Here is a 26,428-nt window from a genome sequence, read left to right as displayed (position 1 = left end):
AAGAATACTTGACAAAAGTGTGGAGTCCGGAAACACAATGGACCCATGTCCCCGCAGACGATGGAGTCTCGCCGGCCGCCCAGCATCGGAATGCTCGGCGCCGGCTTCATGGCTCGCACCCACACGCACGCCGCCCGGCTCGCCGGCGCCCGCCTCGCGACGCTCGCCGCGTCGAGCCCGCAGAGCTCCGAGCGCGCCGCGGCCGCGCTCGGTTACGAGCGCGCGGCGACCGCCGAGCAGCTGCTCGCCGAGGCGCACACGGTCGTGCACATCTGCACCCCGAACACGAGCCACGTCGCTCTCGCGCGCGCCGCACTGCTCGCCGGCTCGCACGTGATCTGCGAGAAGCCGCTCGCCACATCGGCGGCGGACGCCCGTGCGCTCGTCGACCTCGTCGAGGCCGAGGGGCGGGTCGGCGCGGTGCCCTTCGTCTACCGCTACCACCCGATGGTGCGCGAGGCTCGGGCCCGCATCGCGGGCGGGGGCCCCGGCGCCGTCGTCACCATCTCGGGGCAGTACCTGCAGGATTGGCTGCTCGGCGCGCACGACGACAACTGGCGGGTGGCCGCCGACGCCGGCGGTCCGTCGCGCGCCTTCGCAGACATCGGATCGCACCTCGTCGACCTCGTCGAGTTCGTCAGCGGAGACCGCATCACCCGCCTCGTCGCGACCACCCGCACCGTGCACGCGGAGCGGAACGGTCAGCGGGTGAGCACGGAGGACGCGGTGGCGCTGACCCTCGAGCTCGCAGGCGGCGGCATCGGATCGCTGCTCGTCTCCCAGGTCGCGCCCGGCCGCAAGAACGGACTCGTGCTCGAGATCGCGAACGCCCGCGAGAGCGTGCGCTTCGAGCAGGAGGACCCCGAGCGGCTGTGGGTGGGGCGCCGCGACCAGTCGCTCCTGCTGCGGCGCGATCCCGACGCGCTCTCGCCCGACGCGGCGCGCCTCTCGAACGTTCCCGCCGGGCACGCGCAGGGGTATCAGGACGCGTTCGACGCGTTCGTCGCCGACGCGTACGCGGCGGTCGCGGGCGAGCGGCCCGAGGGGCTCCCGACCTTCGCCGACGGCCTGCGCGCCGCGCAGATCACCGACGCCGTGCTCGAATCGGCCCGCGCCGGGCGCTGGGTGGAGGTGGCCTCGTGACCACCGCACCCGTGCTCAGCGTCACCGGCATCCGCAAGCAGTTCTTCGGCAACGAGGTGCTGCACGGCATCTCGCTCGATCTCGTGCCCGGCACGGTGCACGGTCTCGTCGGCGAGAACGGCGCCGGCAAATCCACGCTCATGAAGATCGTCGCCGGCGTGTACCGCCGCGACGCCGGCGACATGCGGCTCGACGGCGCGAGCGTCGACTTCGCGCACCCGGTCGAGGCCGCGGCCGCCGGGGTGGCCACCGTGTTCCAGGAGTTCAACCTGCTGCCCGACCGATCCGTCGCGCAGAACGTCTTCCTCGGCCGCGAACCGCGTCGCCGCGGCCTCATCGACACCGCCGCCATGCGGCGCGCCACCGCCGAGCTGCTCGACGACCTCGGCATCGCAGGCATCGACCCCGGCGCCCAGGTCGGCAGCCTCACCGTCGCCGAGCAGCAGATCGTCGAGATCGTGAAGGCGCTCTCGATCGACGCGAGGGTCATCTCGATGGACGAGCCGACGGCGGCGCTCGCCGATCACGAGGTCGCGATCCTCGCCCGCGTGATCCGGCGCCTGCGCGACCGGGGCGTCGCCATCCTCTACGTCTCCCACCGGCTCAAGGAGATCTTCGAGCTCTGCGACACGATCACCGTGATGAAGGACGGCGCGCTCGTGTCGAGCGATCCGGTGGGCGCGCTGGATCAGCCGACGCTCGTGCGCCGCATGGTCGGCCGGCCCATCAGCGCATTCTTCCCCGATCCCGAGCCCGGCACCGAGACGGGCGAGGTCGTCGTGCAGGTGCGCGGCGGCGGCAACACGCAGCTCGACGGCATCGACCTCGACGTGCGCGCCGGCGAAGTCGTCGGCCTGTCGGGGCTGCAGGGATCCGGCCGCACCGAGCTCGTCGAGGCCGTCTTCGGCGCCGCGCCCTTCACGCGCGGCACGCTCAAGATCGCCGGAGCGGCGCGAAGCGTCCGCAGCCCGCGGCAGGCGGTGCGACTCGGCATCGCCCTCGTCACCGAGGACCGCAAGCGCACGGGCCTCGCGCTGAACCAGTCGATCCTCGACAACGCACTGCTCGCCATCCGCAGCGTCTTCCCGCGGCGCACGCGCGCCGAGCGCGCGCAGATGCCCGGCATGTTCGAGGCGCTCGAACTCGTGAGCCGCGGCCCTCAGCAAGAGGTGCAGGCGCTCTCCGGCGGCAACCAGCAGAAGGTGGTGCTCGCGAAGTGGCTCGCCACCGAGCCCCGCGTGGTGCTGCTCGACGAACCGACCCGCGGCATCGACGTCGGCGCGAAGGTCGCCGTGTACCGGCTCATCCGCGAGCTGGCGAAGCGCGGCGTCGCGATCCTGCTCGTATCGAGTGAACTCCCGGAGGTGATCGGCATGTCCGATCGGATTCTCGTGATGCGCGACGGGCGCATCGCCGGCGAACTGCCGGCCGGCTCATCCGAGGAGACGGTGCTGGCGCTCGCCACCGGCGCCGTCTCGGAACGGGGCGCGGCATGAGCATCGCACTCCCCGAGCGGCTGCAGCACCTCAAGCGGCTCGACACCACCGCGATCGTGTTCCTCGCGCTCATCGTCGTGCTCGTGCTCAGCGCGATCCTCGTCGCCACGGTGGGCCGCAACCTCTTCAGCCCGGGCAGCATCCGCGACATCCTCACCGGGATGAGCGTGCTCGGGTTCGTCGCGATCGGGCAGACCCTCGTCATCCTCGGCGGATCGCTCGACCTCTCCGTGCCGTACGTCGTCAGCCTCACCAGCCTCATCGCGGCGCAGACCATGAACGGGTCGGCCGGCATGGTGCTGCCCGGCGTGCTGCTCGCGCTCGCCGTCGCAGCCGTCATCGGGCTCGCGAACGGCCTCATCGTCACCGTCTTGAACGTGCACGGCTTCGTCACCACGCTCGGCGTCGGCCTCATGCTCAAGGGGTACCTCGACACCAACTACCAGGGCACCGCGGGCTCGGTGCCGTGGGCGTTCCAGCTCTTCGGCGCGACCGGCGTCGGGCCGGTGCCCGTCTCCACGATCGTGATGCTCGCCCTCGCCGGCCTCGTCGCCTTCCTGCTCGCGCGCAGCAGCTTCGGCCACCACCTCTACGCGGTCGGCGGCAGCACCGAGGTCGCCCGGCTCTCGGGAGTGCGCACCCGGCGGCCCCTCATCTGGGCGCACGTGCTGTGCTCGGTGTTCGCGGGCCTGGCCGGCCTGCTCCTCGCCAGCCGCCTCGGCGTCGGCAGCCCGACCGTCGGCGTGCAGGGCGGCTACGACCTGCTCTCGATCGCCGCCGTCGTGCTGGGCGGCACCCTGCTCGCCGGCGGGCGGGGAACGATCTGGGGCACCATCGGCGGAGTCGCGATCTTCGCGGTGCTCGACAACCTCATGAGCGTGCTGCAGGTCAACCCGTTCCTCAAAGACGTGGTGCGCGGCGCGGTCATCGTCGTCGCCGTCGCGATCTACTCGCGGCGCCGACTCATCGCCCGCCGCGAGCGCTTCACGCGCTCGGGGGAGGCGGCGTCCGTGCCGGCAGACGTCACGACAGCAGGAGGATCGCGATGAGCGCCACCGACCCGAGCCGCACCGACCCGAGCATCACGCGCCCCGTCGACACCCCGGCCGCGGCGCCCGCCCCCGGCGGCATCGCCCGATTCGTCCGCGCGGCGATCAGCCCGCGCGGCGCGGTCTACCTGCTGCTGCTCCTGCTGCTCGTCGCCGTGGCGATCCTGAACCCCTCGTTCGCCGAGCCCGGCCAGCTCGTGCGCTACATCCAGCGCGTCGCCCCCATCGCCCTCGTCGCCATCGGCCAGTACTTCGTCATCGTCAGCGGCGAGTTCGACCTGTCGCAGGGCTCGCTCGTAACCACCCAGGTGGTGCTCGCGGGCACGCTCATCGGGCAGGACGACGCGAAGGTGCTGCCCGTGCTGGCGCTGCTGCTCGTGCTCGGCGCCGTCGTCGGCGTGGTGAACGGCCTCGTCACCACCTTCCTGAAGGTGCCCTCGTTCATCGTCACCCTCGGCATGATGCTCGTGCTCTACGGCGGCGTCATGTGGTGGACCGGCGGAGCGGCGACCGGCAACCCGGCCGACTCGTTCCGCCAGGTCGGCCGCGGCGGCATCGAGGGCGTGCCCGTCATCGGGCTGCTGCCGTGGGCCGTGCTGGTGCTCGCCGCCGTCGTCGCCCTCGCGGCCTGGCTCTCTCGGCGCCCCTTCGGGCGCACGCTCGTGGCGATCGGCGACAACTCGGCCGCCGGCGTCTTCGCCGGAGCCTCGGTGTGGCGCACCAAGACCGCCGCGTTCGTCATCTCGTCGCTCTGCGCCACCGTCGCCGGCGTGCTGCTCGTCGGCTACGCGGGCGTGCACCCCTCGGTGGGCCGGGGCTACGAGTTCATCGCGATCACCGCGGTGGTGCTCGGCGGCGTCGTGCTCGGCGGCGGACGCGGCTCCGTCTGGGGAGCGCTCGCCGGCGCGTTCGCGCTCGAGACGCTGTTCACGCTGCTGAACTTCACCTCCGTGCCGTCGACGATGCGCGACGCCATCCAGGGCGCCATCATCATCGCGGCCGTCGCCTACTCGGGAGCCGCGTTCCGCGCGCGGCGCAAACGGCCCACCAGCGGTCTCGGCGCGGTGGCCGACGCGGGCGCCCCGGGGCCCAGCACCCACGAACCTCCCGGGCTCACCGGGACAGATCCGACGGGGAGCACCCCGTCACCCGATCCCGCCGGCACCGCTGCCGCGCGGGGCGCACAGAAGAAGGAGAACCGATCATGAAACGATCGCTCAGCATCACGGCGAGCCTCGCCGGTGCGGCATCGCTGATCCTGCTCGCGGGGTGCACCACCGATCCGTCGGTGGAGAACTCCGCGGAAGAGGCCCCGGCCGAGACCTCCGAGTCGACCGAATCGACCGAGTGGTTCGACCAGGAGCTCTTCGACAGGCAGGACGAGGAGCGCGGCGTCACCCCCGTAGGGCCCGAGGACGAGCCCTACCTGCAGATGATCAACGCCGAGATGAAAGACACCTCCGAGTTCGCGTCGGACGGGGCCAAGAAGGTGTGCTTCGCGAACGCCTCGATCTCGAACCCGTGGCGTCAGACCGGGTGGATCACGATGAACGAGCAGCTGAAGGTGCTCCAGGAGTCGGGCGCGATCTCCGAGATGGAGACGCGCGACGCGAAGGACAGCGACGACACCCAGATCGCCGACATCGACTACTTCATCGCCGAGGGCGACTGCGACGGCTTCATCATCTCGCCGAACTCGACCGCGGCGATGACCCCCGCCGTCGAGCGCGCCTGCGAGACCGGCAAGCCCGTCGTCGTCTTCGACCGCGGCGTCGAGACGGACTGCGCCGTCACCTTCATCCACCCCATCGGCGGGTTCGCGTGGGGCATCGACACCGCCGAGTTCCTGATCGACAACCTCGAAGAGGGCGACAAGGTGATTGCGCTCCGCATTCTGCCCGGCGTCGACGTGCTCGAGCAGCGCTGGGCCGGCGCCGAGAAGCTCTTCGAAGAAGCCGGCATCGAGGCGGTCGACTACTTCTCGGGCGGCGACCCCGCCGAGATCAAGAAGATCATCTCCGACGAGCTCGCCAAGGGCGACGTGCAGGGCGTCTGGATGGACGCCGGCGACGGCGCCGTCGCCGCGATCGAGGCGTTCGAGGACGCGGGCAAGGAGTACCCCGTGATGACGGGCGAGGACGAGCTGAGCTTCCTGCGCAAGTGGAAGGACACGGGCCTCACCGGGCTCGCACCGGTCTACTCGAACTTCCAGTGGCGCACCCCGCTGCTCGCGCTCGAGAAGATCTTCGACGGCGAAGAGGTGCCCGCCGAGTGGGTGCTGCCGCAGAGCCCCATCACCGCCGACGAGCTCGACGAGTACCTGGAGCGCAACGACGGCATGCCCGACGGGCACTACGCCAAGTTCGGCGGCGAGAACCTGCCCGGCTACCCGAAGGTCTGGCAGGATCGCCAGATCCCGTAAGCGGTCGGAGCGCCGGGGGAGGGCGCGCGCGGCGCGCGTCCCCCGGCGCCTCCGGCTTCTCCGGCTTCTCCGGCTTCTCCCGCTTCTCGGCCACGGCCCGCTCGCCCGCGATCTCCGATCGCCCCGCGATGCACGCCGCATGAAAGGACGCACATGCGCAGAACGCTCGGCGTGAACACCTGGGTGTGGACCTCGCCGCTCGACGACGCGTCGCTGGTCGCCATCGCCGAGCGCGCGCGGGGCATCGGGTACGAACTGCTCGAACTGCCCGTCGAGACCCCGGGCGACTGGTCGCCCGGCCTCGCCGCCGAACGCCTCGCCGCGCTCGGCATGGGCGCGCGCGTCGTCGGGGCGATGGGGGAGGGGCGCGACCTGCTCGACGAGCGGTTCCGCGCCGCCACCCAGGCGTACCTGCGGCACTGCGTCGACGTCGCGATCGCGGTCGGATCCCCGACCGTCGCCGGCCCCTTCACCGCGCGCACCGGCCGCGTCTGGCGCATGGACGCCGCGGAGCGGGCCGCGGTGATCGCCGCGTGGCGCGAGGCGATCCGGCCCGTCGCCGACTACGCCGCCGAGCGCGGCGTGACACTCGCGATCGAACCCCTCAACCGGTACGAGACGAGCCTCCTCAACACGGTCGGCCAGGCGCTCGACGCCCTCGATCCCCTGCTCGGAGACGGGGCCCCCGGCGGCGCCGGCCTCGGTCTCGCGCTCGACGCCTACCACCTCAACATCGAGGAGCGCTCGCCGGCCGCGGCGATCCGGGCCGCCGGCGATCACCTCGCCGTCGTGCAGGTGTGCGGCAACGACCGCGGCCCCGCAGGGCCCGACCACACCGACTGGAGCGCCTTCTTCGACGCCCTCGACGACGTCGGCTACGCCGGCCCGCTCACGCTCGAGAGCTTCACCGGAGACAACGACACGATCGCGACCGCGGCGTCGATCTGGCGCCCGCTCGCAGCGTCGCAGGATGCGCTCGCGCGCATCACCTACGATTTCCTCACCGACCACCAGCTGCAAAGGAGCGGCCGCCCATGAACCCGGAAGCCTCGCACCCCGTCACCCTCTTCACCGGGCAGTGGGCCGATCTGCCGTTCGAAGAGGTCGCCCGCCTCGCCGCCGAGTGGGGGTACGACGGGCTCGAGATCGCCGCCTCCGGCGACCACCTCGACCTCGCGCGCGCCGACGAGGACGACGCCTACCTGCGCTCCCGGCTCGAAGTGCTCGACCGCTACGGTCTCAAGGTGTGGGCGATCTCGAACCACCTCGCCGGGCAGGCGGTCTGCGACGACCCCATCGACTTCCGCCACCAGGCCATCGTGCGCCCCTACGTGTGGGGCGACGGCGACCCCGAGGGCGTGCGGCAGCGCGCCGCGGCAGACATGCAGCGCGCCGCCCGCGTCGCCCGCAAACTCGGCGCCGACGTGGTCACCGGCTTCACCGGGTCGAAGATCTGGCCCTACGTCGCGATGTTCCCGCCCGTGCCCGAATCGGTGATCGACGAGGGGTACGCCGACTTCGCCAGGCGCTGGGCGCCGATCCTCGACGTCTTCGACGGGGAGGGCGTGCGGTACGCGCACGAGGTGCACCCCTCCGAGATCGCCTACGACTACTGGACGACCGTGCGCGCCCTCGAAGCCGTCGACCACCATCCGTCGTTCGGCATCAACTGGGATCCGAGCCACCTCGTGTGGCAGGGCGTCGACCCCATCGGGTTCATCGTCGACTTCGCCGACCGCATCTGCCACGTCGACTGCAAGGACACGCGCCTGCGCCCGCAGACGGGGCGCGCGGGCATCCTCGGATCCCACCTCCCCTGGGGCGATCCCCGCCGCGGGTGGGACTTCGTGTCGACCGGCCACGGCGACATCCATTGGGAGGACGGCTTCCGGGCGCTCGCCGGCATCGGCTACACCGGCCCGATCTCGATCGAGTGGGAGGACGCCGGCATGGACCGCCTGCACGGCGCGGCCGAGGCGGTCGAGCGGATCCGCGCCCTCCTCTGGAAGCGCCCGACGGCCTCCTTCGACGCCGCCTTCTCGAACCAGTAGGTGGGGCGCGCGGCCGTGCGGCGCGGCCGTGCCGCCGTGCCGCCGTGCCGCCCTGCCGCCGCTGCTTCTCTCGGAGCGGGGTCGCTTCGGGAGCGTGTCGGCGTCGACCCTGCGTGCGACACCCTCCCGAAGTGACCCCGCTTCGAGGGGAGGGAGGGGGAGAGAGCGCGCGTGCGAGAATCTACGGGTGAACGACGCAGCGCCCCAGGCCGTACCGACTCCCGAGCGCTCGACCTCCGGAGTGGGTCCTTGGCCGGGCGGGCGCGACGCGTGGCCCGCCGATGCGCACTACGATCCCGAGCTGCTCGAGCACGGCGACACCCGCAACGTGATCGACCGGTACCGGTACTGGAGCATGGCCGCGATCGTGGCCGACCTCGACGAGCACCGGCATCCGTTCCACGTCGCGATCGAGAACTGGCAGCACGACATGAACATCGGCTCGATCGTGCGCAGCGCCAACGCGTTCGCGGCCGACACCGTGCACATCGTCGGCCGGCGGCGCTGGAACAAGCGCGGCGCCATGGTGACCGACCGCTACCAGCACGTGGAGCACCGCCAGGACGTCATCGCGCTCGCCGAGTGGGCGCGGGGTGAGGGGATCCCGATCATCGCGATCGACAACGTTCCCGGCTGCGTACCCATGGAGACCTTCGACTGGCCGGAGCGCTGCGTGATGCTGTTCGGGCAGGAGGGGCCCGGTCTCACCGCCGAGGCGATCGCGGCCGCCGACGCGGTGGTCGAGATCACGCAGTACGGATCGACGCGATCGATCAACGCGTCGGCCGCGGCGGCGGTGTCGATGTACAGCTGGGTGCAGCAGCACTCGCTGCTCCGCCCGCGCTGAGGCGCCGCCCCGCGCCCCGGGCGCCGCGCCGCATCGCCGCCGTGCGCCGCCCCGCCCCGCGCCTCATCCGCGCGAGACCGAGGGTTTCGCGCGAGACGGTGCGTTTCACGGGCGATGTTCCCCTCGCTCTCGGCGCAAACCCTCAGTCTCGCGCGTGTGAGCCCGCGACGCGCAGAGGAGGGGGCAGTGAGGGGCGGATCGACGGAGGCAGACTCATACTGCAGACCGGCCCGGATCATGCGGAAGCGGACCCCGAATCCGCGTAAAACGGTGAGCTCACTACTCAAATCGCGTCGTACCGCAACTGAACCATCGCGATTCCGCAGTTCGAGCAGTTGGCGAGGGGCAGTGTGGGGACTGCAAGTGTGCACCCGGCGCAGAGGCGAACGATCCCACCCCGCCGCAGACCGCACGCTTCGCGACACCGAACAGGCACGCCGCAGTGTCGGCGACGGAGGGAAGGCGATGAGTGAGATGAACTGGCCGGTATGGATGGGCGATATCCCCACCTGGGTGACCGCGGCGGCAGTCGTGTTCGCGGCAGGATCCTACAATCTCGACCGCGCGCGTCAGCGCACCGAGACCGAACGCGAAGCCCGGGAACAGGCGAATCGCCTGACCGCGTGGATCGTGACGGATCCGGATGGGCAGAAGCGGAAGTACGGTGTGGTGCTCGACAACAGTTCCGGATCGGCCTTCCGCGACGTCTCCGTCATGGTGAAGATGCACAGCGCCCTGGTCGACAAGCCGATTCGTCTCGTGATGCTGCCCCCTGGTCGGTACTACGTCGAGTTCGACAGCGCGAACGACGCGTTCCCCTGGAAGTTCGCCACGGAGGTGCCGAACACGGTGGACGAGTGCCTGCGGCCCATCATGCACTCGATCAAGTACCAGGTGCGGTCGGTGACGTTCACGGATACGCGGGAGCAGCGCTGGGTGCGCGACGCGTCGTTCGTTCTCGGCCGCGGCGGCGGTGTCGATGTACAGCTGGGTGCAGCAGCACTCGCTGCTCCGCCCGCGCTGAGGCGCCGCCCCGCGCCCCGGGCGCCGCGCCGCATCGCCGCCGTGCGCCGCCCCGCCCCGCGCCTCATCCGCGCGAGACCGAGGGTTTCGCGCGAGACGGTGCGTTTCACGGGCGATGTTCCCCTCGCTCTCGGCGCAAACCCTCAGTCTCGCGGGGAAAGGCGGCGGGCGGGCCGCGGCGGGCGGGCCGCCCGCCACCGCCCCGCGTGCGGCGCACCGCCCCGCGCCCTAGTTGCGGAAGATGCCCGACACCTCGTCGAGGCTGCCGACGAGGTGCGACTCCAGCAGCGAGGTCGCGGTCTCGAGGTCGAACTGCTCGATCGCCTGGGCGATCTCGAGATGCTGGTCGACGGCCGAGCACCGCCGTGAGGGCACCGCCTGGAACATGGCGATGCCGATCCTCACCTGGCGATCGTGGATGGAGTTGTAGAGCTGCGCGAACTCCGTGTTGCCCGTCGCCTGCACGAGGGTCCAGTGGAACTCCTTGTCGGTGACCACCATGTCGACGACGCGCTCGGGGTCGTCCTCGAGGATCGTGCGCTGCTCGTCGATGAGGTGGAACAGGCGCTCGGCGATGGGCACGCGATGCTCGCACACCCACTTCACCCCGTGCCCCTCGAGCACGACGCGGGTGACCGCCTGTTCCTGGATCGCCCGCAGCGTGATCTCGGGCACGAGCGCCCCGCGATGCGGGATGAGGGTGAGGAGCTGCTCGGATTGGAGGCGGGAGAAGGCCTCCCGCACCGGGGTGCGGGAGACTCCCGTGGCCAGCGCGATCTCGTTCTCCGTGATGACGGTCTGCGGCGCGAGCTCGAGCGTGATGATGAGGTTCTTCAGGTATCCGTAGGCGTAGTCCGCAGCTTTGACGCCGGGCGGCCGCACGCCCGGCGGCAGCGGCGCCTTGACCGACCAGCCGCCGAACCGGGCGTGCGATACATCCGGGATGAGCTGCATGCGTAGATCGTAGCTCAGGCCTGCGGGCCGACGACGAAGCGGCGGTTCTCGAGGCACGGGTTGGTGCTGCGCACCTGTGCGACGCGGTCGGAGCTGATGACCGCGGTGGCGAACGCATCGGCCTCCTCGCCGGCCGAGGCGCGCATGATGCCGAGCGGGTCGATGATCTGGCTCTGGCCGGTGCAGTGCGGACCGGTCTGGCCGGCGGCGGCGACGTACGTCGTGTTCTCGATGGCGCGGGCGCGCAGCAGCGACTCCCAGTGCAGCTCCTTCATCGGCCCGACGGCCCACGCGGCGGGGTAGACGAGCACGTCGGCGCCGTGGTCGACGAGCCAGCGCGCCATCTCGGGGAAGCGCAGGTCGTAGCAGGTCGCGGCGCCGACGGTGATGCCGTTCACCGCGAAGGTGAGCGGGGTGTCGGCGCTCGCCGCCGTCACCGAGTCGGATTCCCGGTATCCGAAGGCGTCGTAGAGGTGGATCTTGCGGTAGATGCCGTCGAGTTCGCCCGTAGGGGCGATGTGCACGAGCGTGTTGTAGGGGTGCCCGCCGGGGTTCGTCTCGGTGAATCCGGCGACGACGTGGGTGCCGCCGCGCTCGGCGGCTTCGCGCAGCGCGGTGACGAAGTCGCCGTCGAGGGCTTCGGAGTACCCGGAGTCGGGCTGCTCCTTGGCGGGATCGGAGTACATGGCGTTCTCGGGGATCACGACGAGGTCGGAGCTGGGCGCCGCCTGCGCGATCAGCGAGACCGAGAGTTCGCGGTTGCGGGCGACGTCGAGGGTGGCGGAGAACTGGGCGACGGTGAGGCGGAACTCGCTCATCGTGCAGCCCCGCTGGTCTCGAAGTACTGGGCGGCGCCGCTCCACTCGGAGAGCTTCAGGCCCGCGGAGATCTCGGCCTTCTTCGCGGGCTCGGCGTTCTCCTTGCTGCGCAGATCTGCGACGATGTCATCGATCTCATCCTCGGTGAGCACCGCGATGCCGTCGGAGTCGGCGAACACCGCGTCGCCGGGGGTGACGACGACTCCGCCGACCGTGATGGGAACGTTGATGGCCCCTTCGATGCCGAGGATCCGCGTGGTGCGCGCGGAGACGCCGCGCGAGTACACGGGCAGCCCGAGTTCGAGCACCTCGTCGAAGTCGTTCATGGCTCCGGAGAGCACGACGCCCTCCGCTCCGCGGGTCTTCGAGGTGAAGGCGACCATGCCGCCGAAGCTGGAGCGCTCGTCGCCCGACTGCTCGACGACGAGCACGTCGCCGGGGCGGAGGTGGTCGGCGGCGACGTGGAGGGCGCTGGAGTCCATGTGGGGGAGGCGCACGGTGACGGCGGTGCCGGCGAACTGGATCGGGCGACGGTTGGGGGTGAGCCCGCGGATGAAGCCGAAGTCGCGCAGGTGGCCGAGGGTCGACGTCTGTACGGTGAGGAGCGCCCGGCGGCGTTCCTCGGAGATCTGCTGGGGCATGGGGAGGAATTGGAACACGGTGTCGTGCCTTTCCGGTGCGGGTTCCGCGAGGGTTCGCACACCTCTTCGTGTGGGATCGTGCAGAGCTGACCAGGCCTGTCGCACGGATTGTGTACGTGTTGTATACACGTGCCATGCACTGTAGCAGGCGTGGGCCGCTCGCGAAACCCTCGGGGTGAGGATCGCGCGAAATCCCCGATCAGCGACACGTGGCGACGCCACCATCGCCCGAAGCGCCCCGAGCAGCGTTACCGAATCGCGTCTTGCGCGATCGGGCACCGCCGCGTATCGTCGCTCTCGACCAAGCCTGTCGACATGGGTGAACGACGCGGGAGCCCCCGCATCAGACTTCAAAGGAGAAGCACCATGTCGAAGAAGACCGCACTCGGCGTATCCGCCGTGATGATCTCTGCGCTCGCGCTGACCGCCTGCAGCGGGTCGGGCGGGTCGGGCTCCGCGAACCCCGACGCCGTCGAGATCAACGTGCTCGGCTACGCCGCGCTCTTCGAGGATCAGTACACCGCCGCCGTGATCGACGAGTTCAACGCCTCGCAAGACGACATCGTCGTGAACTTCGTGCCGGCGCAGCACAGCGCCGAGATGCTCGGCAAGCTCCGCAGCGAATCGGCGAGCCCCACCGTCGACCTCGCGATCATGGACGCCTCGGTCGCCCACACCGGCAATCAGGAGGGGCTCTTCTCGAAGGTCTCCGCCGACGAGGTGCCGAACATCGCCAACGTCGTCGAGCTCGGCCAGAGCGCCGACGGCTTCGGCCCGGCGGTCACCTTCGACAACCTCGTCGTGCTCTACAACACGGCCGAGGTGAAGAATCCGCCGAAGGGCATCGAAGACCTGTGGGATGCGCCCGAGAACTCCGTGTCGATCCCCGCCCCGCCCGACATCCAGGGGCACACCCTCACCATTCTCACCGCGAACAACCTCGGCGACGACTACCAGGAGAGCATCGAGCCCGCCATCGAGAAGCTCTCCGAGCTCGCGCCCCTCGTCAATACGTGGGAGCCGGTGCCCGACGTCTACCAGCCCGTCATCTCGGGCACCTCGCAGTACGGCGTCGGGTGGAACGCCCGCGCGCAGTACTTCGCAGACGACTCCGACGGAGCCATGGGCGTCGTGCAGCCCGACGACGGCATCGGGTTCCAGATCAATACGATCAACCTCGTCGAAGGCAGCGAGAAGGCCGACGCGGCCCGCGAGTTCATGGACTACGCCCTCTCGAAGGAGGCGCAGGAGTCGTTCGCCGAGGCGCTCTTCTACGCCCCCGTCGTCTCCGACGCGGAACTGCCCGAGGAGATCACCGATCGCGTCGCCGATTCGGCCGATCCCAACATCGTCGACATCGACTGGATCTGGCTCGCCGACGAGCGCGACGCCTGGACCGAGCAGTGGCGACGCAACGTCATCGGAGGCTGATCATGACGCAGCAGCTGGACCCGGAGTACCTGTCGATCCGCAACCTCCAGAAGACGTACCCGAAGACCACCGCCCCCGCGGTCAACGATGTGAACCTCGACGTGCAGCAGGGCGACCTCGTCGCCCTGCTGGGCCCCTCGGGGTGCGGCAAGACCACCACCCTGCGCATGGTCGCGGGCCTGCTGGAGCCGACATCGGGCGAGATCCGGGTGAACGGCGAAGACGTCGTCTCCACGCCCGTACACAAGCGCGGCATGGGCATGGTCTTCCAGTCGTACGCTCTGTTCCCGCACCTCACGGTCGAGGAGAACGTGGCCTTCGGCCTGCAGATGCACAAGGTGCCGCGGGCGCAGATCGCCCCGCGCACCGCCGAAGCGCTCGACAAGGTGCAGCTCGGGCACCTCAGGGCGCGCAAACCCGCCGAGCTCTCGGGCGGCCAGCAGCAGCGCGTCGCGCTGGCGCGGGCGCTTGTGATCCACCCCACCCTGCTGCTGCTCGACGAGCCGCTCTCGAACCTCGACGCGAAGCTCCGCGAGGCGATGCGCCGTGAGATTCGCGGCATCCAGCAGGAGTCGGGCACCACCACCCTGTTCGTCACGCATGACCAGGACGAGGCGCTCGACATGGCGGATCGCATCGCCATCCTCAACAACGGCGTCATCGAGCAGTACGACCGCCCGACCGCCATCTACGAGAGCCCCGCCACCAAGTTCGTCGCGAACTTCGTGGGCAAGGCGAACTTCCTCGAGGTCGGCGCCGTGTCGGGCGGCTCGGGCGGATCCGGCAGCACGTACCAGGTGCACTCCGACCTGTTCGGAAGCTTCGCCGTGGCGGGGGCGCCCGGCGTCACCGGCGCGGCGTCGCTCGTGGTGCGGCCGCACCGCGTCACCGTCGAGCCGAGCGGCGAGCGCCTCGGATCGCTCCCCACCGCGCGGGCCCGCGTCACCGCGTCCAGCTACACCGGCAACGTGCGCAGCTACGACCTGCGGCTCGACAGCGGGCAGGAGATGCGCGCCGACAAGCTGAGCTCCGCGCGCGACGAGCTGCGCATCGGCGACGAGGCGTACGTGTCGTTCGAGCCGGGCGACGCGCACCTCGTGCCGGAGGGGTGAGGCGATCCCTATGGCTGCAACGCACACCAACACCGAACTCATCAGCGTCGGCATGAAGTCGAATCGGGCGCGCAACCGCTCCCGACTCTCCGCCTACGGGCTGGTGCTCCCCGGGGTGATCGGGCTCTTCGCGAGCTTCCTCGTGCCGCTGTTCGTGATGATCCGCATGTCGCTCAACGAGAACGGATCGGGCGGCCAGCTGATCGAGACGTTCACCCTCGCCTCCTACCACAAGGCGCTCGCCGACCCGTTCTACTGGGAGGTCGTCGGCAACACGCTGATGCTGGGGCTCGTCTGCGGGCTCGCCGCGGTTGTGCTCTCGTACCCGATCGCGCTGTTCCTCACCCGCACGACGTCGCGGTGGAAGGGGGTGCTCATCGCGCTCGCCATCGCCCCGCTGCTCACCTCCGCGGTGGCGCGCACCTTCGGGTGGATGGCGATCCTCGGCGACCAGGGCGTCATCAACGCGGCGCTGATGAACACGGGGCTCCTCAGCAGTCCGCTGCGGCTGAGCAACAACTTCCTGGGCACGTCGATCGCGCTGGTGGAGATTCTCATGCCGTACGCGATCCTCGCGATGATCTCCGGGTTCGGCCGCATCAACAGCTCCCTCGAAGAGGCGGCCGGATCGCTCGGCGCCTCCAAGGTGAAGGTGTTCCTGCGGGTGACGCTCCCCCTGTCGCTCCCGGGCGTCTTCACCGGGTTCCTGCTCGTCTTCGTGCTCGCCGTGAGCTCGTTCGTGACGCCCAAGCTGCTCGGCGGCGGGCGCGTGTTCATCCTCGCGACCGAGGTGTACAGCGAGGCGACGCAGACGCTCAACTGGCCGTTGGCCTCCGCCCTCTCGGTCATCCTCCTCGTCGTCTTCGGCGCGATCGTGGCCGTCTATCAACGACTCATCAAGCGATTCGAAGGGTGACGCCCATGGCCAAGATTCTGAACCGCATCATCGTGACGATCGTCTACCTGTTCCTGCTCGCGCCGATCATCGCGGTCGTCATCATCTCGTTCAACGACTCGAAGAGTCTCGCCATCGAGTTCGGGGCGCCCTCGTTCCAGTGGTACCAGAGCATCCTCGAGAACAGCGAGCTGATGGACGGCGCCCGCGTCAGCCTCATCACCGCGGTGATCACCGCCGTCGTCGTGCTGCTGCTGGGCGTTCCGGTGGCCCTCGCGATCGCGCGGTACGAGTTCCCCGGCAAGGCCGCGATCTCGGGGTTCTTCCTCTCGCCGCTCCTCGTGCCGGGCGTCGTGCTCGGCCTCGGCCTGCTGCTCGTCTTCCAGCCGGTCGGGCTCGTCGGCACCTACCCCGGCATCGTGCTCGCGCACTTCGGGGTGACCGTGCCGTACGTGATCCGCACGACGCTCTCGAGCCTCACCACGAGCGACATGCGGTGCGAGGAGGCGGCGCGGGTGCACGGCGCGAACTCGTTCACCACGTTCCGCCGCGTGACCCTGCCGATCATCGCGCCGGGCATCCTCGCCGGCGGCGTGATGGCGTTCATCATCTCGTTCGACGAGGCGGTCATCTCGCTCTTCGTCGCCGGATCGGGGCACACCACCCTGCCCGTCGAGATGTTCCGCTACCTGCAGTACCGCTCGGACCCGGGCCTCGCCGCGCTGTCGGCGATCCTCATCGCACTCTCGGTGGTCATCGTGTTCATCGTCGAGCGCGCCGTGGGCCTGCGGAAGGTGGTGAACTCGTAGGGGGGCGGGCGCGTGCGCGGGGCGCGGGCGGGCGGGCGGGCGGGCCGCGCGCGCCGCGCCCGGCCCGCCCCGCCCGCGCCCCGGGCCCGCCCTGCCCGCGCCCGGCCCTGCCCGCGCCCCGGGCCCGCCCTGCCCGCCGAGACCGAGGGTTCGCCTCGACTCGGAGCGTTTCACCGCCGAGAAATCCCTCCGGCTCGCGGAGAACCCTCACTTTCGGTGGGGAACGCCGCACTGACTGATAACGCCGCCGCCGCACCCCGCCCCTAGTGCCCGCCGCCGGTGTAGGGGCCGGTGACCGCGAGCCTCTCGAGGTGCGCGGGGAGGGCGAAGCGCGGGTCCCACCCGGCGATCGCGTCGAGGTCGTCTCCCGCCGCGAGCTGCGCCGCCCACTCGCCGAGCTGCGGCGAGAACTTGAACCCGTGGCCCGAGAGCCCGGTGACGGTGACGACGCGCCCGCTCGGGCTGCGGTCGACCACGGGCAGGCGATCCGGGGTGTAGGCGCAGTGGTGCACGCTCTGGCGCACCGGTTCGGGGCTGATCTCGGGGAAGAGCTCGGCGGCCCGCTGCCCGATCTTGATGAGTTCGGCGCGCGTGTGCGACGTCGGCACCTGGTCGACGTCGCGGGCGACCGGCCACTCGGGGTTGGTGCAGGCCTTGAACGAGTATCCGTCGAAGCTGGGCGCTCCGAAGAAGTGGATCGGTCCGGCGTCTCGCAGGAACGCGGGGAAGTGCGCGGGCGCGTACCGCTCGGGGTGCTTCGGCATGAACCAGGTGAGCCCGAGCACCTGGAGGCGGAGCAGGTCGTGCAGGGCGGGGGAGAGCCGCGTCGACCACGATCCCGATGCGACGACGACGGATCGCGCGAGCCACGCCCGCTGGGGGGTGCGCACGACGACGCCGCCGCTCCGCTCCTCGATCTCGAGCACGGGGGTGTTGACATGCAGCTCGGCGCCGTTCGCCTCGGCGAGGTCGAGCGCCGACATCACGGCGACTTCGGGTCGCAGCCCGCCGCCGTGCGCGTCGAGCAGCCCGACGTCGCCGTCGGCGATGCGGTGCTGGGGGTATTCGGCGCGCAGCTCTTCGGTGCTGAGCAGTCGGTGGGGGAGGTCGAACTGCCGCACCGTTCCGATGGCGGTCTCGAGGTCGGGGAATCCCTCGGGGGCGATGCTCAGGCAGCCGACCTCCGCGTAGATGTCGCGGCCCGATTCCCGTTCGAGCTCGCGCCAGAGCGCGCGGGATCGTTGGATCATGCCGACGTAGGTGCCGCCCTCGTGCACGGCGGTGCGGAAGACGCGCGATTCGCCCGCGTACGAGCCGTGCGCGTGCACACGCCCGTACTGCTCGATGCCGACGACCCGGAGGCCGGGGCGCTTGCTGAGCTGCCAGAGGGCCATCGAGCCCACGGTGCCCGCTCCGATGACGATCACGTCGGTGTGCTGCAGTTCCATGTGTCCTCTATCTCGTGTGGTGCTGCGGGCCGCGTCGCTCAGGCGAGCGCGGGCGCGTCCCACAGGTTCAGGGTGGTGCCGATGCCGTCGCGCACCGCGTTGCGGTAGACGCGGGTCGCCCAGGCGACGTCTTCGACGGGCATGCCGCCGACCGAGTAGATGAAGATCTCGTCGTCGTGGCGCCGGCCGGGGGCGACGCCGCGGATGATCTCGCCGACGTCTTCGAACTGCTCGGGCGTCATGCGTCCGTCGCGCACGCGGTCGACGAGGTGGATGCCCCAGATGCCCACGGTCTCGTGGGCGGGTTCGGGGAGCTCCTCGGCCCATGCCTGGTAGATCTTGCGGGCGTCGGCGACGTGGCGGGAGCGCTGCACGAGCGATTCCTCGACGGCGAGGTGCGCCGAGCAGCAGATGAAGGCGCCGGGTTTCACCCATTCGTCGCACACGAGCGGGTAGTGCTGCGATCCCGATTGGCTGGGCACGGCGATGCTGACGATGTCCGATCCGCGCACCGCGGCCTCGAAGCTGTCGACCTGCTCGAGCGCGAGCTGAGGAAACCGGTCGGCGGCCCAAGCGATGAAGGTGTCGACGCCGCCCTGGCTGCGCCCGAAGACGCGCACGGTCTCGATGCCGGGCCTGACGGCGACGAACGATTCGAGCGAGGTGCGGTTCATCGGGCCGGGCCCGACGATGCCGACCACGCGGGCGTCTTCGCGGGCGAGGTAGCGGGCGCCGACGCCGGGGATCGCGCCGGTGCGGTACGCGCTGAGCAGGTTCGCCGACATGATCGCGAGGGGCGCGCCCGTGTCTTTGTCGCTGAGGGTGAACATGAGGATCGAGCGCGGCAGGCCGCGCTCCTTGTTGGCGACGTTGGAGCCGTACCATTTGCAGCCGGCGGTCTGGTAGTCGCCGCCGAGGTAGGCGGGCATCGCCATGAAGCGCCGGTCGGGGCCGTCGACGGGCATGCCGGGGAAGGTCTCGGTTTCGGGGAAGAAGATCTGCGCGCCGTGCGAGTTGTTCTCGGTGCCGGCCATGCGGTAGTCGCCGGCGGCGAAGAGGCCGAGCATGTCGGACATCGTGTCGACGCATGCGGCCATGTCGGTGACGCCGGCGCGGATCATGTCGGGCTCGCTGAGGTACAGGAAGTCGATGCGGGTGTCGCTCGCGGGTGCGTCGGCGGGGTGGGGGTGCGGCACGTCGGTGTGTCCCTTCGTTCGTTCCGGGCTGCGGCGCTCGGGGCCCTCGGCGGGGCCGGTGGGGTGCGTCCACCCTAGAACTATCCATTTGGATAGTCAAGCGCGCGGGTGATCGAGCAGGCGCCGGATCGCGATCCCCGCAGTCAGTCCGCGCTCTGGGCCTGTGCGACGAGAGAGCGCAGGCGAGCGAGCGCCGGCGCGACGCTCTCGGGCAGCACCAGCTGCTTGAACACGATGCCGTCGAGCGCGAACCAGATGAGCTCGGTGAGCCCGGCGTCGCGCACCCCGAGACGCGCGAGCTGCCGCGAGATCGCCTCCCGGTAGGCGAGGTAGTGGCGCTCGGCGAGCGGCCGTAGCTCGGGGCGCCGCCGCGATTCGAGCAGCAGCTCGTACTGGAACGCCTGCGAACCGCTCTCGCGGTCGGCCAGCGATTCGATCCCCGCCGCGAACGTCTCGGCGGTCAGCGCGTCGCCCACCATGTTCGATCCCTTGAGGCTCTCGTCGATGGCGTACTCCATCGCCTCGGCGATGAGCTGATCGCGAGTGCCGAAGTGATGGCGCACGAGCCCGTGCGAGACTCCGGCCTCCGCGGCGACCGCGCGATAGGTGAGCGCGCGCAGCCCGCCGGCCGCCACGACGACCACGGTGGCGCGCAGCAGCGCCTCACGGCCCGAGAGGTCTTTCATGCTGTCGAGCGTACTCGCCGCACCGCCGTGTCCGATTTCGGCGTGCGCGGCCGCCCGCCGCCCGCGATGATGGTGACGTGCCCCCGACGACCCCGACCCCGCACCCGACGCCGACCCCGACGCCGACCCCAGCCCCGCCGACGCCGGTCCCCGCGCTGCCCCTCGACTTCGACGCGTGCTATCGCGCGGCGTCGGGCCGCGACAGCCGGTGGGACGGGAGGTTCTACCTCGGGGTGACGAGCACCGGCATCTACTGCCGGCCGTCGTGCCCGGCGCGGAAGCCCCTGCCCGAGAACTGCCGGTTCTTCCCGAGCGCGGCGGCGTGCGTCGCCGCGGGGTTCCGGGCGTGCAAGCGGTGCCGCCCCGAGGCGGTGCCCGGCACCCGCGACTGGGACGCCCGCGGCGATCTCGTCGGCCGGGCCGTGCGCCGCATCCGCGACGGCGCGATCGACGCGGTCGGCGTCGCCGGGCTCGCGCGGGAGCTCGCCGTCAGCGAGCGGCACCTGCGGCGCATGCTCGTCGACGAGGTCGGCGCCGGGCCGCTGCAGCTCGCCCGCACGCGGCGCGCGCACGCCGCGCGGGCGCTCATCGACGAGACCGATCTGCCGCTCGCCGACATCGCCTTCGCCGCGGGCTTCGGCAGCGTGCGGCAGTTCGGCGAGGTGATGCGCGGGGAGTTCGGGGCGGCGCCGTCGCAGCTCGCGCGCCGCACCGGCGCATCGGTCGCAGGCCCGAGCTCCGACGAGCGGCCGGCCCTCGCGCTGCGGCTGCGCACCCGCGCGCCCTACGACGCGGCCGGGCTGCGCGCCTCGCTCGTCGCGCACGCGATTCCCGGCCGCGACATCATCCACCCCGACGGCACGACCGAGCACGCGCTCGATGTGCCCGGCGGTACGGCCGTCGTGCGCGTGCACTGGCCCGAGCTCCCGCCGGCGGCCGCCCTGCCCGAAGCGCGGGGCACGACGATCGCGATCCCGGTGTCGCTCGCACTGCCGCGGCTCTCCGATGCGATGCCCGCGATCGAGATCGTGCGCCGCATGCTCGATCTCGACGCCGACCCGGCGCAGATCGCCGAGGCCCTCGGCGCCGATCCGCGGCTCGCCCCGCTCCTCGCGGCGCGCCCCGGGCTGCGCCTGCCCGCGGCGCGATCGTCTGCGGAGACCGCGCTCGGCACGGTGCTCGGGCAGCAGGTGTCGCTCGCCGCGGCGCGCACCCTGCAGGGCAGGCTCGCGGCCCGCTTCGGGCGCCCGCTCACGGGTGTGGCCGAGGCGCCGGGGTTCTACGGTGCGCTCGATGTCGCCGCGATCGCTGCAGAGTCGGTGAGCTCGCTGCGCGAGACGCTCGGCCTCACGAACAGCCGCGCGGCGACCCTCCAGACCCTCGCCGCGGCGCTGTCGAGCGGGCTCGACCTCGGGAGCGGCGCCGACCGCGACCGCGCCCGTCGCGAGCTCGCTGCGCTGCGGGGCATCGGGCCGTGGAGCGTGGAGATGATCGCGATGCGCGCGCTGGGCGATCCCGACGCGTACCCGGCCGGCGACCTCATCCTGCGCCGGGCGCTCGGCGATCCGGCACCGCGAGCAGCCGAGCGGATCGCCGAGCCCTGGCGCCCGTACCGCGGCTATGCGACTCAGCACCTGTGGGCCGACTTCCTCGCCGCGTCCGCACGAAAGGACCTCCCATGACCCGCGCTCCGCACGACCCGACCCGCGCTCCGCACGACCCGACCCGCGCTCCGCACGACCCGACCCGCGCTCCGCACGACCCGACCCGCGCTCCGCACGACCCGACCCGCGCTCCGCACGACCCCGCTCGCGCTCCGCTCCGCCGCACCGTCGTCGACATCGTCGGGGCGCCGTTCCACGCCATCTGGTCGCCGGAGGACGGCGCACTCCGGGCGGCGGGGTTCGCCACCGAGGCCGACCCCGAGGCGCGATCACTCGAGGCGCGACTGCGCGCCGCCGACCCGACTGCGGCGGAACGCGGGATCGCGGACGCCTCGGCGGGCGCCGCAGCGCCCGCCGATCCCGTCGCCGAGGCGCTGCGCGCGTATGCGTCCGGCGAGGTCGCCGCCATCGACGCGCTCGCCGTGCGGCAGGTCGAGACGCCGTTCCGCGGCGACGTGTGGCGGGCGCTCCGCGGGGTGCGGGCGGGTCGCGCGGTGACGTACACCGAGCTCGCCGCGCTCGCGGGGCGCCCGTCCGCCGTGCGCGCCGCGGCTTCGGGGTGCGCGAACAACCTCGTCGCGCTCGTCGTCCCCTGCCACCGGATCGTGCGCGCCGACGGCGGGCTCGGCGGCTACCTCTTCGGCGTCGGTCTCAAAGAGCGCCTGCTGCGTCACGAGGGTGCGCTGCAGCACGAGCTGCCGCTCGGCTGACATCGCGATCCGTCACTCGACGCAATGGAGCGCTGCGGCTCGCCGGCGTTCGCGATCCGCCGCTCGCGCGCACCGATCGCAGACCGGCCCGCGGGTCAGGCCGGCGAGAAGCGGTTGCGCAGCTCGGCCGCGCGGCGAATGTCGCCCTCGAGTGCGGCGGTCTGCTCCGGAGCGAGCGTGCCGTCCTTCTTCGCGTTGTCGAGCCGCTCGAGCCCGGCCTGCACCTCGTTGTCCAGGCCATCGAGCACCATCTGCTGAATGCTCTGCGGAAGGCGCTGAAAACTAGTCGTATCCATACTTAAAAACGTACAGGGTGTCAGGCGGTTACGTCACATCGTGATAATGGGATTTTCGCGTTTCGCGCGCATTTTTCGCGTCGCGGCCGCCTCGCGCGAGCACCGCGGTCCAGATGACCCCGGCGACGAGCAGCAGCCCGCCGGCCGTGTTCCACGCGATGTCGTAGGGCAGCAGGTCGACGCCGTACCGAATCTGGTGCAGGCGCAGCACCTTGTGGTCGACGACGCCGTCCCAGAGCTGGAAGAGGCCGAGCCCCGTCGCGAACCCCGCCCAGGCGGCCGACGCCCAGAGCGTGCCGCGGCGCCGCGCGTCGAGCATCAGGAAGAATCCGAACGCGAAGGCGAACAGCTCGGCGGCGTGCAGCAGTCCGTCGGAGAGCAGGGCGATGCGCGGCGTCGCGGCGTCGTAGAAGTGGTGCCAGGCGAGAATCTGGTGGAACACGATCTCGTCGATCGCGGCCATCGCGGCGACCCCGAGCAGGAACGCCGCCCAGTACGAGCGGTTGCGCAGCGGGTCGGCGGTGCGGCGGCGAGACGTGCGGGTCATACGGAGGCTCCTCTCGGGCGACGGGTCGCGTCGGCAGGGCGAATCGGGGGTGCGGGGGCGGCGCGGCCGGCGGTCTCGCGGCGCATCCGCCTGCCGGTGACGCGGTACCACTCCGCGCAGAGCAGCACGATCAGCACGAAATCGACCGCGTCGCCGCCGTAGAACATGAGCTGCGCGCCGGCCTCCGCTTCGGCAGCCGAGATGCCCGGGGGCGGCTCCGCCACCAGCAGCTTCGCGAGCACCCCGTGCGCGGCGAGCGACACCACGAGCACCCCCGCGCGCAGCGCGAACCCCGACCGGTGCGGTGACGGATCGACGCCGACCAGTGCCGCGGTGTAGAGCGTGCCGGCGAAGATGAAGTGCAGCATCACGAGCCAGTGCACGAGCAGGTCCCGCTGCATCGCGTCGTACAGGGGCGTGCGATAGAGCACCCACATGCCTCCGACGTTCAGCACCGCGGCGACCACGGGATGCGCGAGCACGCGCGCGACCGGGCTGCGCAGCACGCGGCTGAGCCGACGGGCGGGATCGACGCTCAGCGCGCGGAGCGCCAGCGTGATCGGCGCGGCGAGCACGAGGAGCAGCGGGGCGACCATTCCCACGAGCAGGTGCGCGCCCATGTGCGCGACGAAGGAGCCGTGGGAGGCCGCGGCGAGCGGCCCGACGAAGCCCGCGGCTGCGCACAGCGCTCCGGCGATCCAGCAGGCAGTGCGATGCCAGGGCCAGGGGCGCCCGCGGCGCGTCTCGATCACCGCAGCCGCGACGTAGACGGTCACGGCTGCGAGGGCGGGAACGGCGAGGATCAGCTCGGCGCCCGGCGCGCTCGCCTCCCCGCCGTGCACGTGCGCAGGCGTCATAGCGCCCCGATTCGTGAACTCATGCCACGAGGCTAGGCATCGGCCGGCCGCCGCGGGGGAGGGTTGACGCGCGCGCCGGGCGCTCTCGTCGCACGTCCTCGTGCTCGACGAGCTGCGAGCGACTCAGCCGGTCTGCGTGGCGACGGCCCGATCGCGCGCTCCCCCGCGCTTGACGAGGAAGATCGCGACCACCGCGACGAGCACGTACACGAAGTTGAAGACTCCGGCGATTCCGAGCAGGCCGGCTGAGCCGCCGAGCGCCGCCGAATGCGCATCGATGCCGCCCGTCGCGAGGATGGTCGTCGGATCGGTGGCGGCGTGCAGCAGAATCGCCCACATCAGTTGCCCGGTGACGCGTACGACGAGGTACATCATCGCGCCGAATCCGAAGGTGTAGACCACGGTGAGGGCCACCGTCGCGCCGGCCTGGCCCTGGAGGATGTTGCCGGCGTGGAGCAGCGCGAAGTACGCGGACGACAGTACGAGCACTGCGCGCTCGCCCGATCCGCCGTGGCGCAGCATCTGCACCACGATGCCGCGGGTCGCGACCTCCTCGGTGAACCCCACGCACAGCCCGAGCAGGAGCAGCGAGAGCACGAGCGCGACCGACCAGGCGTGCCACTGCGTCGCGAAGAGGCGCAGCACGATCGGGATCGCGACGAGGGCGACTGCGATCCACATCCAGGCCCGACCGCTGTCCGGCTGCCGGGCGAAGAGCGCGCCGAACCACCCGACTGAGCGGGCGAACACCAGCAGCAGCGCGCCCGAGAGCAGGATCGGCAGCGCCATGCCCACGACGACGCCGAGCGGCGACGTCAGCGGGTCGTCGCCGAGCGCGGGGCCTGCGGCAGCGGTCACCGCGAGCGCGATGAGCTGATACGCGCCCCAGTAGGCGACGACGAGGAGGAGGGCCTTCCACCACGTGCCGGCATTCCAGAACCGCGCCCAGCGCGAGTCCGAGCCTGTGCCCGTGCCCGTGCCCGTGCCCGTGCCCGAGCCCGTGTGATCGTGCTCCATGCGGTCGCCTCCTCAGCGGCATCCCGCCGGTCGAGATCCGCTTCGAGACTACGACGGGGGGCGCTGCTCGCACCAGTGCTTCCGGCGGTGCGTGTGCGTACGCTCGCGCCGACCACGAGGGGTTGCGCCGACCACGAGGGTTTCGCTTCGTCGCGAACCCTCGCTCTCGGCGCGAACCCTCGCGCTCGCGCTCGATGCAGAGCTCGCGCTCGATGCAAGCTCGCGCTCGAGGCGCCCTCGCGCTCGAGCGCTCCGGAGAGTCGGGAGCGAGGCCCGTCACAACCCCATGAAGACTCGGGTGAGGCGCACGATGAGCAGTCCGAGCGAGAGCAGCAGCATGAGGTAGCTCAGCACCATTCCCGTGATCGCCGTCCACAGCAGGTCGCCCGGGCGCGCCACTGCGCGATGGCAGTACGCGGCCGCGATCAGGCTCACCGCGGCGCTCACGAGGTACGAGAGAAGGCCTCCGGGCAGCGTGAAGGCTGCGACGACCGAGGCGGTTCCGAGTGTGAGCGCGATGAGGTGCATCACGCGAGCATCCTGGTGGGGCGTGGACATACGAGGCAGCCTAGCGAGGCGCCGCGACCGACCAGGTGTGCCACTGCGTCGCGAAGAGGCGCAGCACGATCAGGATCGCGACGAGGGCGACCGCGATCCACATCCAGGCCCGACCGCTACTGGCTGCCGGGCGAAGGCCGCGCAGAACCACTCGGGGGCGCCCGCTCACGCCGACCACGAGGGGTTGCGCCGACCACGAGGGTTTCGCCTCGTCGCGAACCCTCGCTCTCGGCGCGAACCCTCGGGCTCGCGGCCGCGATGCCTCAGCGATCTCGGGTGGGGAACAGGAACAGCCCGGCCATCCCCGCCGCACCGGCCATGATGATCGCCGATGTGAAGTTGTCGAACGACAGCCATGCGATCGGCAGGATCATCCCGAACCCGATGAACGCGGCCCACCAGTTGAGTCGTTTCTTCTCGGTGCTGTTCATGCCATCCACGGTAAACGGCGAGCTCCGTGGCCGCTTCCCCCGTGCGGGGGATATCCGGGCGATGGCGGTTCGCGAAGGATGATGGATCCGCCTGCTGCGGGTCGAACCCGAGGGAATGGCGCGAGACCGAGCGCATATTCTCACGCAATGCCCTCGGTTTCGCCGTGAACCCTCGGTTTCGCGCGGTGGGGCGCAGGCCGCCGAAAACAAAGAACGGGCCCAATCGTGGAGGAAAGGGCCCGCTCGGAGGGGATGACGGGAATCGAACCCGCGCTATCAGCTTGGGAAGCTGAAGTTCTACCATTGAACTACATCCCCGCGTGGGAA

At 71.1% G+C, this 26,428-nt stretch carries 26 protein-coding genes and 1 tRNA gene; 14 read left to right on the top strand and 13 right to left on the bottom strand.

Features of this window, described 5'->3' with window-relative positions:
• Window positions 1-45: 45 nt before the first annotated feature.
• The 8 genes from BLT44_RS01705 to BLT44_RS01670 all read left to right on the top strand — a co-directional run bounded on the left by BLT44_RS01705 (window position 46) and on the right by BLT44_RS01670 (window position 9,008).
• Entirely contained in the window at window positions 46-1,143 is a 1,098-nt protein-coding gene (locus BLT44_RS01705; RefSeq protein WP_231291520.1) for a Gfo/Idh/MocA family protein, read from the top strand.
• Window positions 1,140-2,639 (top strand): sugar ABC transporter ATP-binding protein, encoded by a 1,500-nt coding sequence (locus tag BLT44_RS01700; protein ID WP_010155889.1) that lies wholly within the window; start codon window positions 1,140-1,142, stop codon window positions 2,637-2,639. The genes BLT44_RS01705 and BLT44_RS01700 overlap by 4 nt, the downstream gene beginning before the upstream one ends.
• On the top strand, window positions 2,636-3,688 hold the full coding sequence (locus BLT44_RS01695) for an ABC transporter permease (protein WP_010155891.1): 1,053 nt from the start codon (window positions 2,636-2,638) through the stop codon (window positions 3,686-3,688). Before BLT44_RS01700 ends, BLT44_RS01695 begins: the two co-directional genes overlap by 4 nt.
• A complete protein-coding gene (locus BLT44_RS01690; protein WP_010155892.1) occupies window positions 3,685-4,896 on the top strand; it encodes an ABC transporter permease in 1,212 nt (403 codons plus the stop codon). Before BLT44_RS01695 ends, BLT44_RS01690 begins: the two co-directional genes overlap by 4 nt.
• Complete coding sequence (locus BLT44_RS01685; RefSeq protein WP_010155893.1) at window positions 4,893-6,110, top strand: substrate-binding domain-containing protein; 1,218 nt, start codon at window positions 4,893-4,895, stop codon at window positions 6,108-6,110. The genes BLT44_RS01690 and BLT44_RS01685 overlap by 4 nt, the downstream gene beginning before the upstream one ends.
• 153 nt (window positions 6,111-6,263) lie before the next feature.
• Complete coding sequence (locus BLT44_RS01680) at window positions 6,264-7,148, top strand: sugar phosphate isomerase/epimerase family protein (RefSeq protein ID WP_010155894.1); 885 nt, start codon at window positions 6,264-6,266, stop codon at window positions 7,146-7,148.
• Window positions 7,145-8,161, top strand: a complete 1,017-nt coding sequence (locus BLT44_RS01675) for a sugar phosphate isomerase/epimerase family protein (RefSeq protein WP_010155895.1) — start codon at window positions 7,145-7,147, stop codon at window positions 8,159-8,161. The genes BLT44_RS01680 and BLT44_RS01675 overlap by 4 nt, the downstream gene beginning before the upstream one ends.
• Before the next feature lie 187 nt (window positions 8,162-8,348).
• Complete coding sequence (locus BLT44_RS01670; protein ID WP_074689850.1) at window positions 8,349-9,008, top strand: TrmH family RNA methyltransferase; 660 nt, start codon at window positions 8,349-8,351, stop codon at window positions 9,006-9,008.
• Between the two features lie 1,251 nt (window positions 9,009-10,259).
• Here BLT44_RS01670 and BLT44_RS01665 read toward each other — a convergent pair.
• Genes BLT44_RS01665 through BLT44_RS01655 form a run of 3 tightly spaced genes read right to left on the bottom strand, consistent with a single transcriptional unit; the run spans window position 10,260 to window position 12,444 of the window.
• Window positions 10,260-10,985: a GntR family transcriptional regulator gene (locus BLT44_RS01665; RefSeq protein ID WP_010155899.1), complete on the bottom strand. Its 726-nt coding sequence runs from the start codon at window positions 10,983-10,985 to the stop codon at window positions 10,260-10,262.
• A gap of 14 nt (window positions 10,986-10,999) precedes the next feature.
• Window positions 11,000-11,803, bottom strand: a complete 804-nt coding sequence (locus BLT44_RS01660; protein ID WP_010155900.1) for a carbon-nitrogen hydrolase family protein — start codon at window positions 11,801-11,803, stop codon at window positions 11,000-11,002.
• Window positions 11,800-12,444, bottom strand: a complete 645-nt coding sequence (locus tag BLT44_RS01655; protein WP_029608168.1) for an RraA family protein — start codon at window positions 12,442-12,444, stop codon at window positions 11,800-11,802. The genes BLT44_RS01660 and BLT44_RS01655 overlap by 4 nt, the downstream gene beginning before the upstream one ends.
• A 366-nt stretch (window positions 12,445-12,810) precedes the next feature.
• On the opposite strand from BLT44_RS01655, the gene BLT44_RS01650 reads away from it, so the two are divergent.
• From BLT44_RS01650 to BLT44_RS01635, 4 genes are read left to right on the top strand one after another with little or no spacing between them, the layout of a single operon-like run.
• Window positions 12,811-13,875, top strand: a complete 1,065-nt coding sequence (locus tag BLT44_RS01650) for an extracellular solute-binding protein (protein ID WP_010155902.1) — start codon at window positions 12,811-12,813, stop codon at window positions 13,873-13,875.
• A 2-nt stretch (window positions 13,876-13,877) separates the two neighbouring features.
• Window positions 13,878-14,987, top strand: a complete 1,110-nt coding sequence (locus BLT44_RS01645; protein ID WP_010155903.1) for an ABC transporter ATP-binding protein — start codon at window positions 13,878-13,880, stop codon at window positions 14,985-14,987.
• A gap of 10 nt (window positions 14,988-14,997) precedes the next feature.
• Window positions 14,998-15,903 (top strand): ABC transporter permease, encoded by a 906-nt coding sequence (locus BLT44_RS01640; RefSeq protein ID WP_010155904.1) that lies wholly within the window; start codon window positions 14,998-15,000, stop codon window positions 15,901-15,903.
• Window positions 15,904-15,908: 5 nt separating this feature from the next.
• Window positions 15,909-16,691 carry an ABC transporter permease gene (locus tag BLT44_RS01635; protein ID WP_010155905.1) on the top strand — a complete coding sequence of 261 codons (783 nt, stop codon included), beginning with the start codon at window positions 15,909-15,911 and terminating at the stop codon, window positions 16,689-16,691.
• Between the two features lie 263 nt (window positions 16,692-16,954).
• On the opposite strand, the gene solA is transcribed toward BLT44_RS01635, so the two are convergent.
• From solA to BLT44_RS01620, 3 genes are all read right to left on the bottom strand, one after another.
• Entirely contained in the window at window positions 16,955-18,139 is a 1,185-nt protein-coding gene (solA, locus tag BLT44_RS01630) for an N-methyl-L-tryptophan oxidase (RefSeq protein WP_010155906.1), read from the bottom strand.
• 38 nt (window positions 18,140-18,177) lie between these two features.
• Window positions 18,178-19,335, bottom strand: a complete 1,158-nt coding sequence (locus BLT44_RS01625; RefSeq protein ID WP_010155907.1) for a tyramine oxidase subunit B — start codon at window positions 19,333-19,335, stop codon at window positions 18,178-18,180.
• Window positions 19,336-19,478: 143 nt separating this feature from the next.
• A complete protein-coding gene (locus BLT44_RS01620; RefSeq protein WP_010155908.1) occupies window positions 19,479-20,021 on the bottom strand; it encodes a TetR/AcrR family transcriptional regulator in 543 nt (180 codons plus the stop codon).
• A gap of 77 nt (window positions 20,022-20,098) precedes the next feature.
• Here BLT44_RS01620 and BLT44_RS01615 point away from each other — a divergent pair, with 77 nt between their 5' ends.
• Window positions 20,099-21,703 (top strand): DNA-3-methyladenine glycosylase 2 family protein, encoded by a 1,605-nt coding sequence (locus tag BLT44_RS01615; RefSeq protein ID WP_218130071.1) that lies wholly within the window; start codon window positions 20,099-20,101, stop codon window positions 21,701-21,703.
• Window positions 21,700-22,395 carry a methylated-DNA--[protein]-cysteine S-methyltransferase gene (locus tag BLT44_RS01610; protein ID WP_010155911.1) on the top strand — a complete coding sequence of 232 codons (696 nt, stop codon included), beginning with the start codon at window positions 21,700-21,702 and terminating at the stop codon, window positions 22,393-22,395. Before BLT44_RS01615 ends, BLT44_RS01610 begins: the two co-directional genes overlap by 4 nt.
• A gap of 95 nt (window positions 22,396-22,490) precedes the next feature.
• On the opposite strand, the gene BLT44_RS01605 is transcribed toward BLT44_RS01610, so the two are convergent.
• The 7 genes from BLT44_RS01605 to BLT44_RS01580 all read right to left on the bottom strand — a co-directional run bounded on the left by BLT44_RS01605 (window position 22,491) and on the right by BLT44_RS01580 (window position 26,419).
• Window positions 22,491-22,691, bottom strand: coding sequence for a hypothetical protein (locus BLT44_RS01605; protein WP_029608172.1), 201 nt, complete (start codon window positions 22,689-22,691; stop codon window positions 22,491-22,493).
• Window positions 22,692-22,719: 28 nt separating this feature from the next.
• A complete protein-coding gene (locus tag BLT44_RS01600; protein ID WP_010155912.1) occupies window positions 22,720-23,238 on the bottom strand; it encodes a DUF2243 domain-containing protein in 519 nt (172 codons plus the stop codon).
• Window positions 23,235-24,095, bottom strand: a complete 861-nt coding sequence (locus tag BLT44_RS01595; protein ID WP_010155914.1) for a cytochrome c oxidase assembly protein — start codon at window positions 24,093-24,095, stop codon at window positions 23,235-23,237. Before BLT44_RS01595 ends, BLT44_RS01600 begins: the two co-directional genes overlap by 4 nt.
• 123 nt (window positions 24,096-24,218) lie before the next feature.
• Entirely contained in the window at window positions 24,219-25,112 is an 894-nt protein-coding gene (locus BLT44_RS01590) for a CPBP family intramembrane glutamic endopeptidase (protein ID WP_010155915.1), read from the bottom strand.
• A 276-nt stretch (window positions 25,113-25,388) separates the two neighbouring features.
• A complete protein-coding gene (locus BLT44_RS01585) occupies window positions 25,389-25,670 on the bottom strand; it encodes a hypothetical protein (protein ID WP_143025946.1) in 282 nt (93 codons plus the stop codon).
• 263 nt (window positions 25,671-25,933) lie between these two features.
• Entirely contained in the window at window positions 25,934-26,101 is a 168-nt protein-coding gene (locus BLT44_RS15510; RefSeq protein WP_155819025.1) for a hypothetical protein, read from the bottom strand.
• Between the two features lie 247 nt (window positions 26,102-26,348).
• A tRNA-Gly gene (locus BLT44_RS01580) sits at window positions 26,349-26,419 on the bottom strand.
• Window positions 26,420-26,428 lie beyond the last annotated feature (9 nt).

The sequence above is a fragment of the Leucobacter chromiiresistens genome, assembly GCF_900102345.1.
Lineage (GTDB): Bacteria > Actinomycetota > Actinomycetes > Actinomycetales > Microbacteriaceae > Leucobacter > Leucobacter chromiiresistens.
The sequence above is the reverse complement of the archived record's forward strand: the minus strand, read 5'-3'. Positions and strand labels throughout refer to the sequence as shown.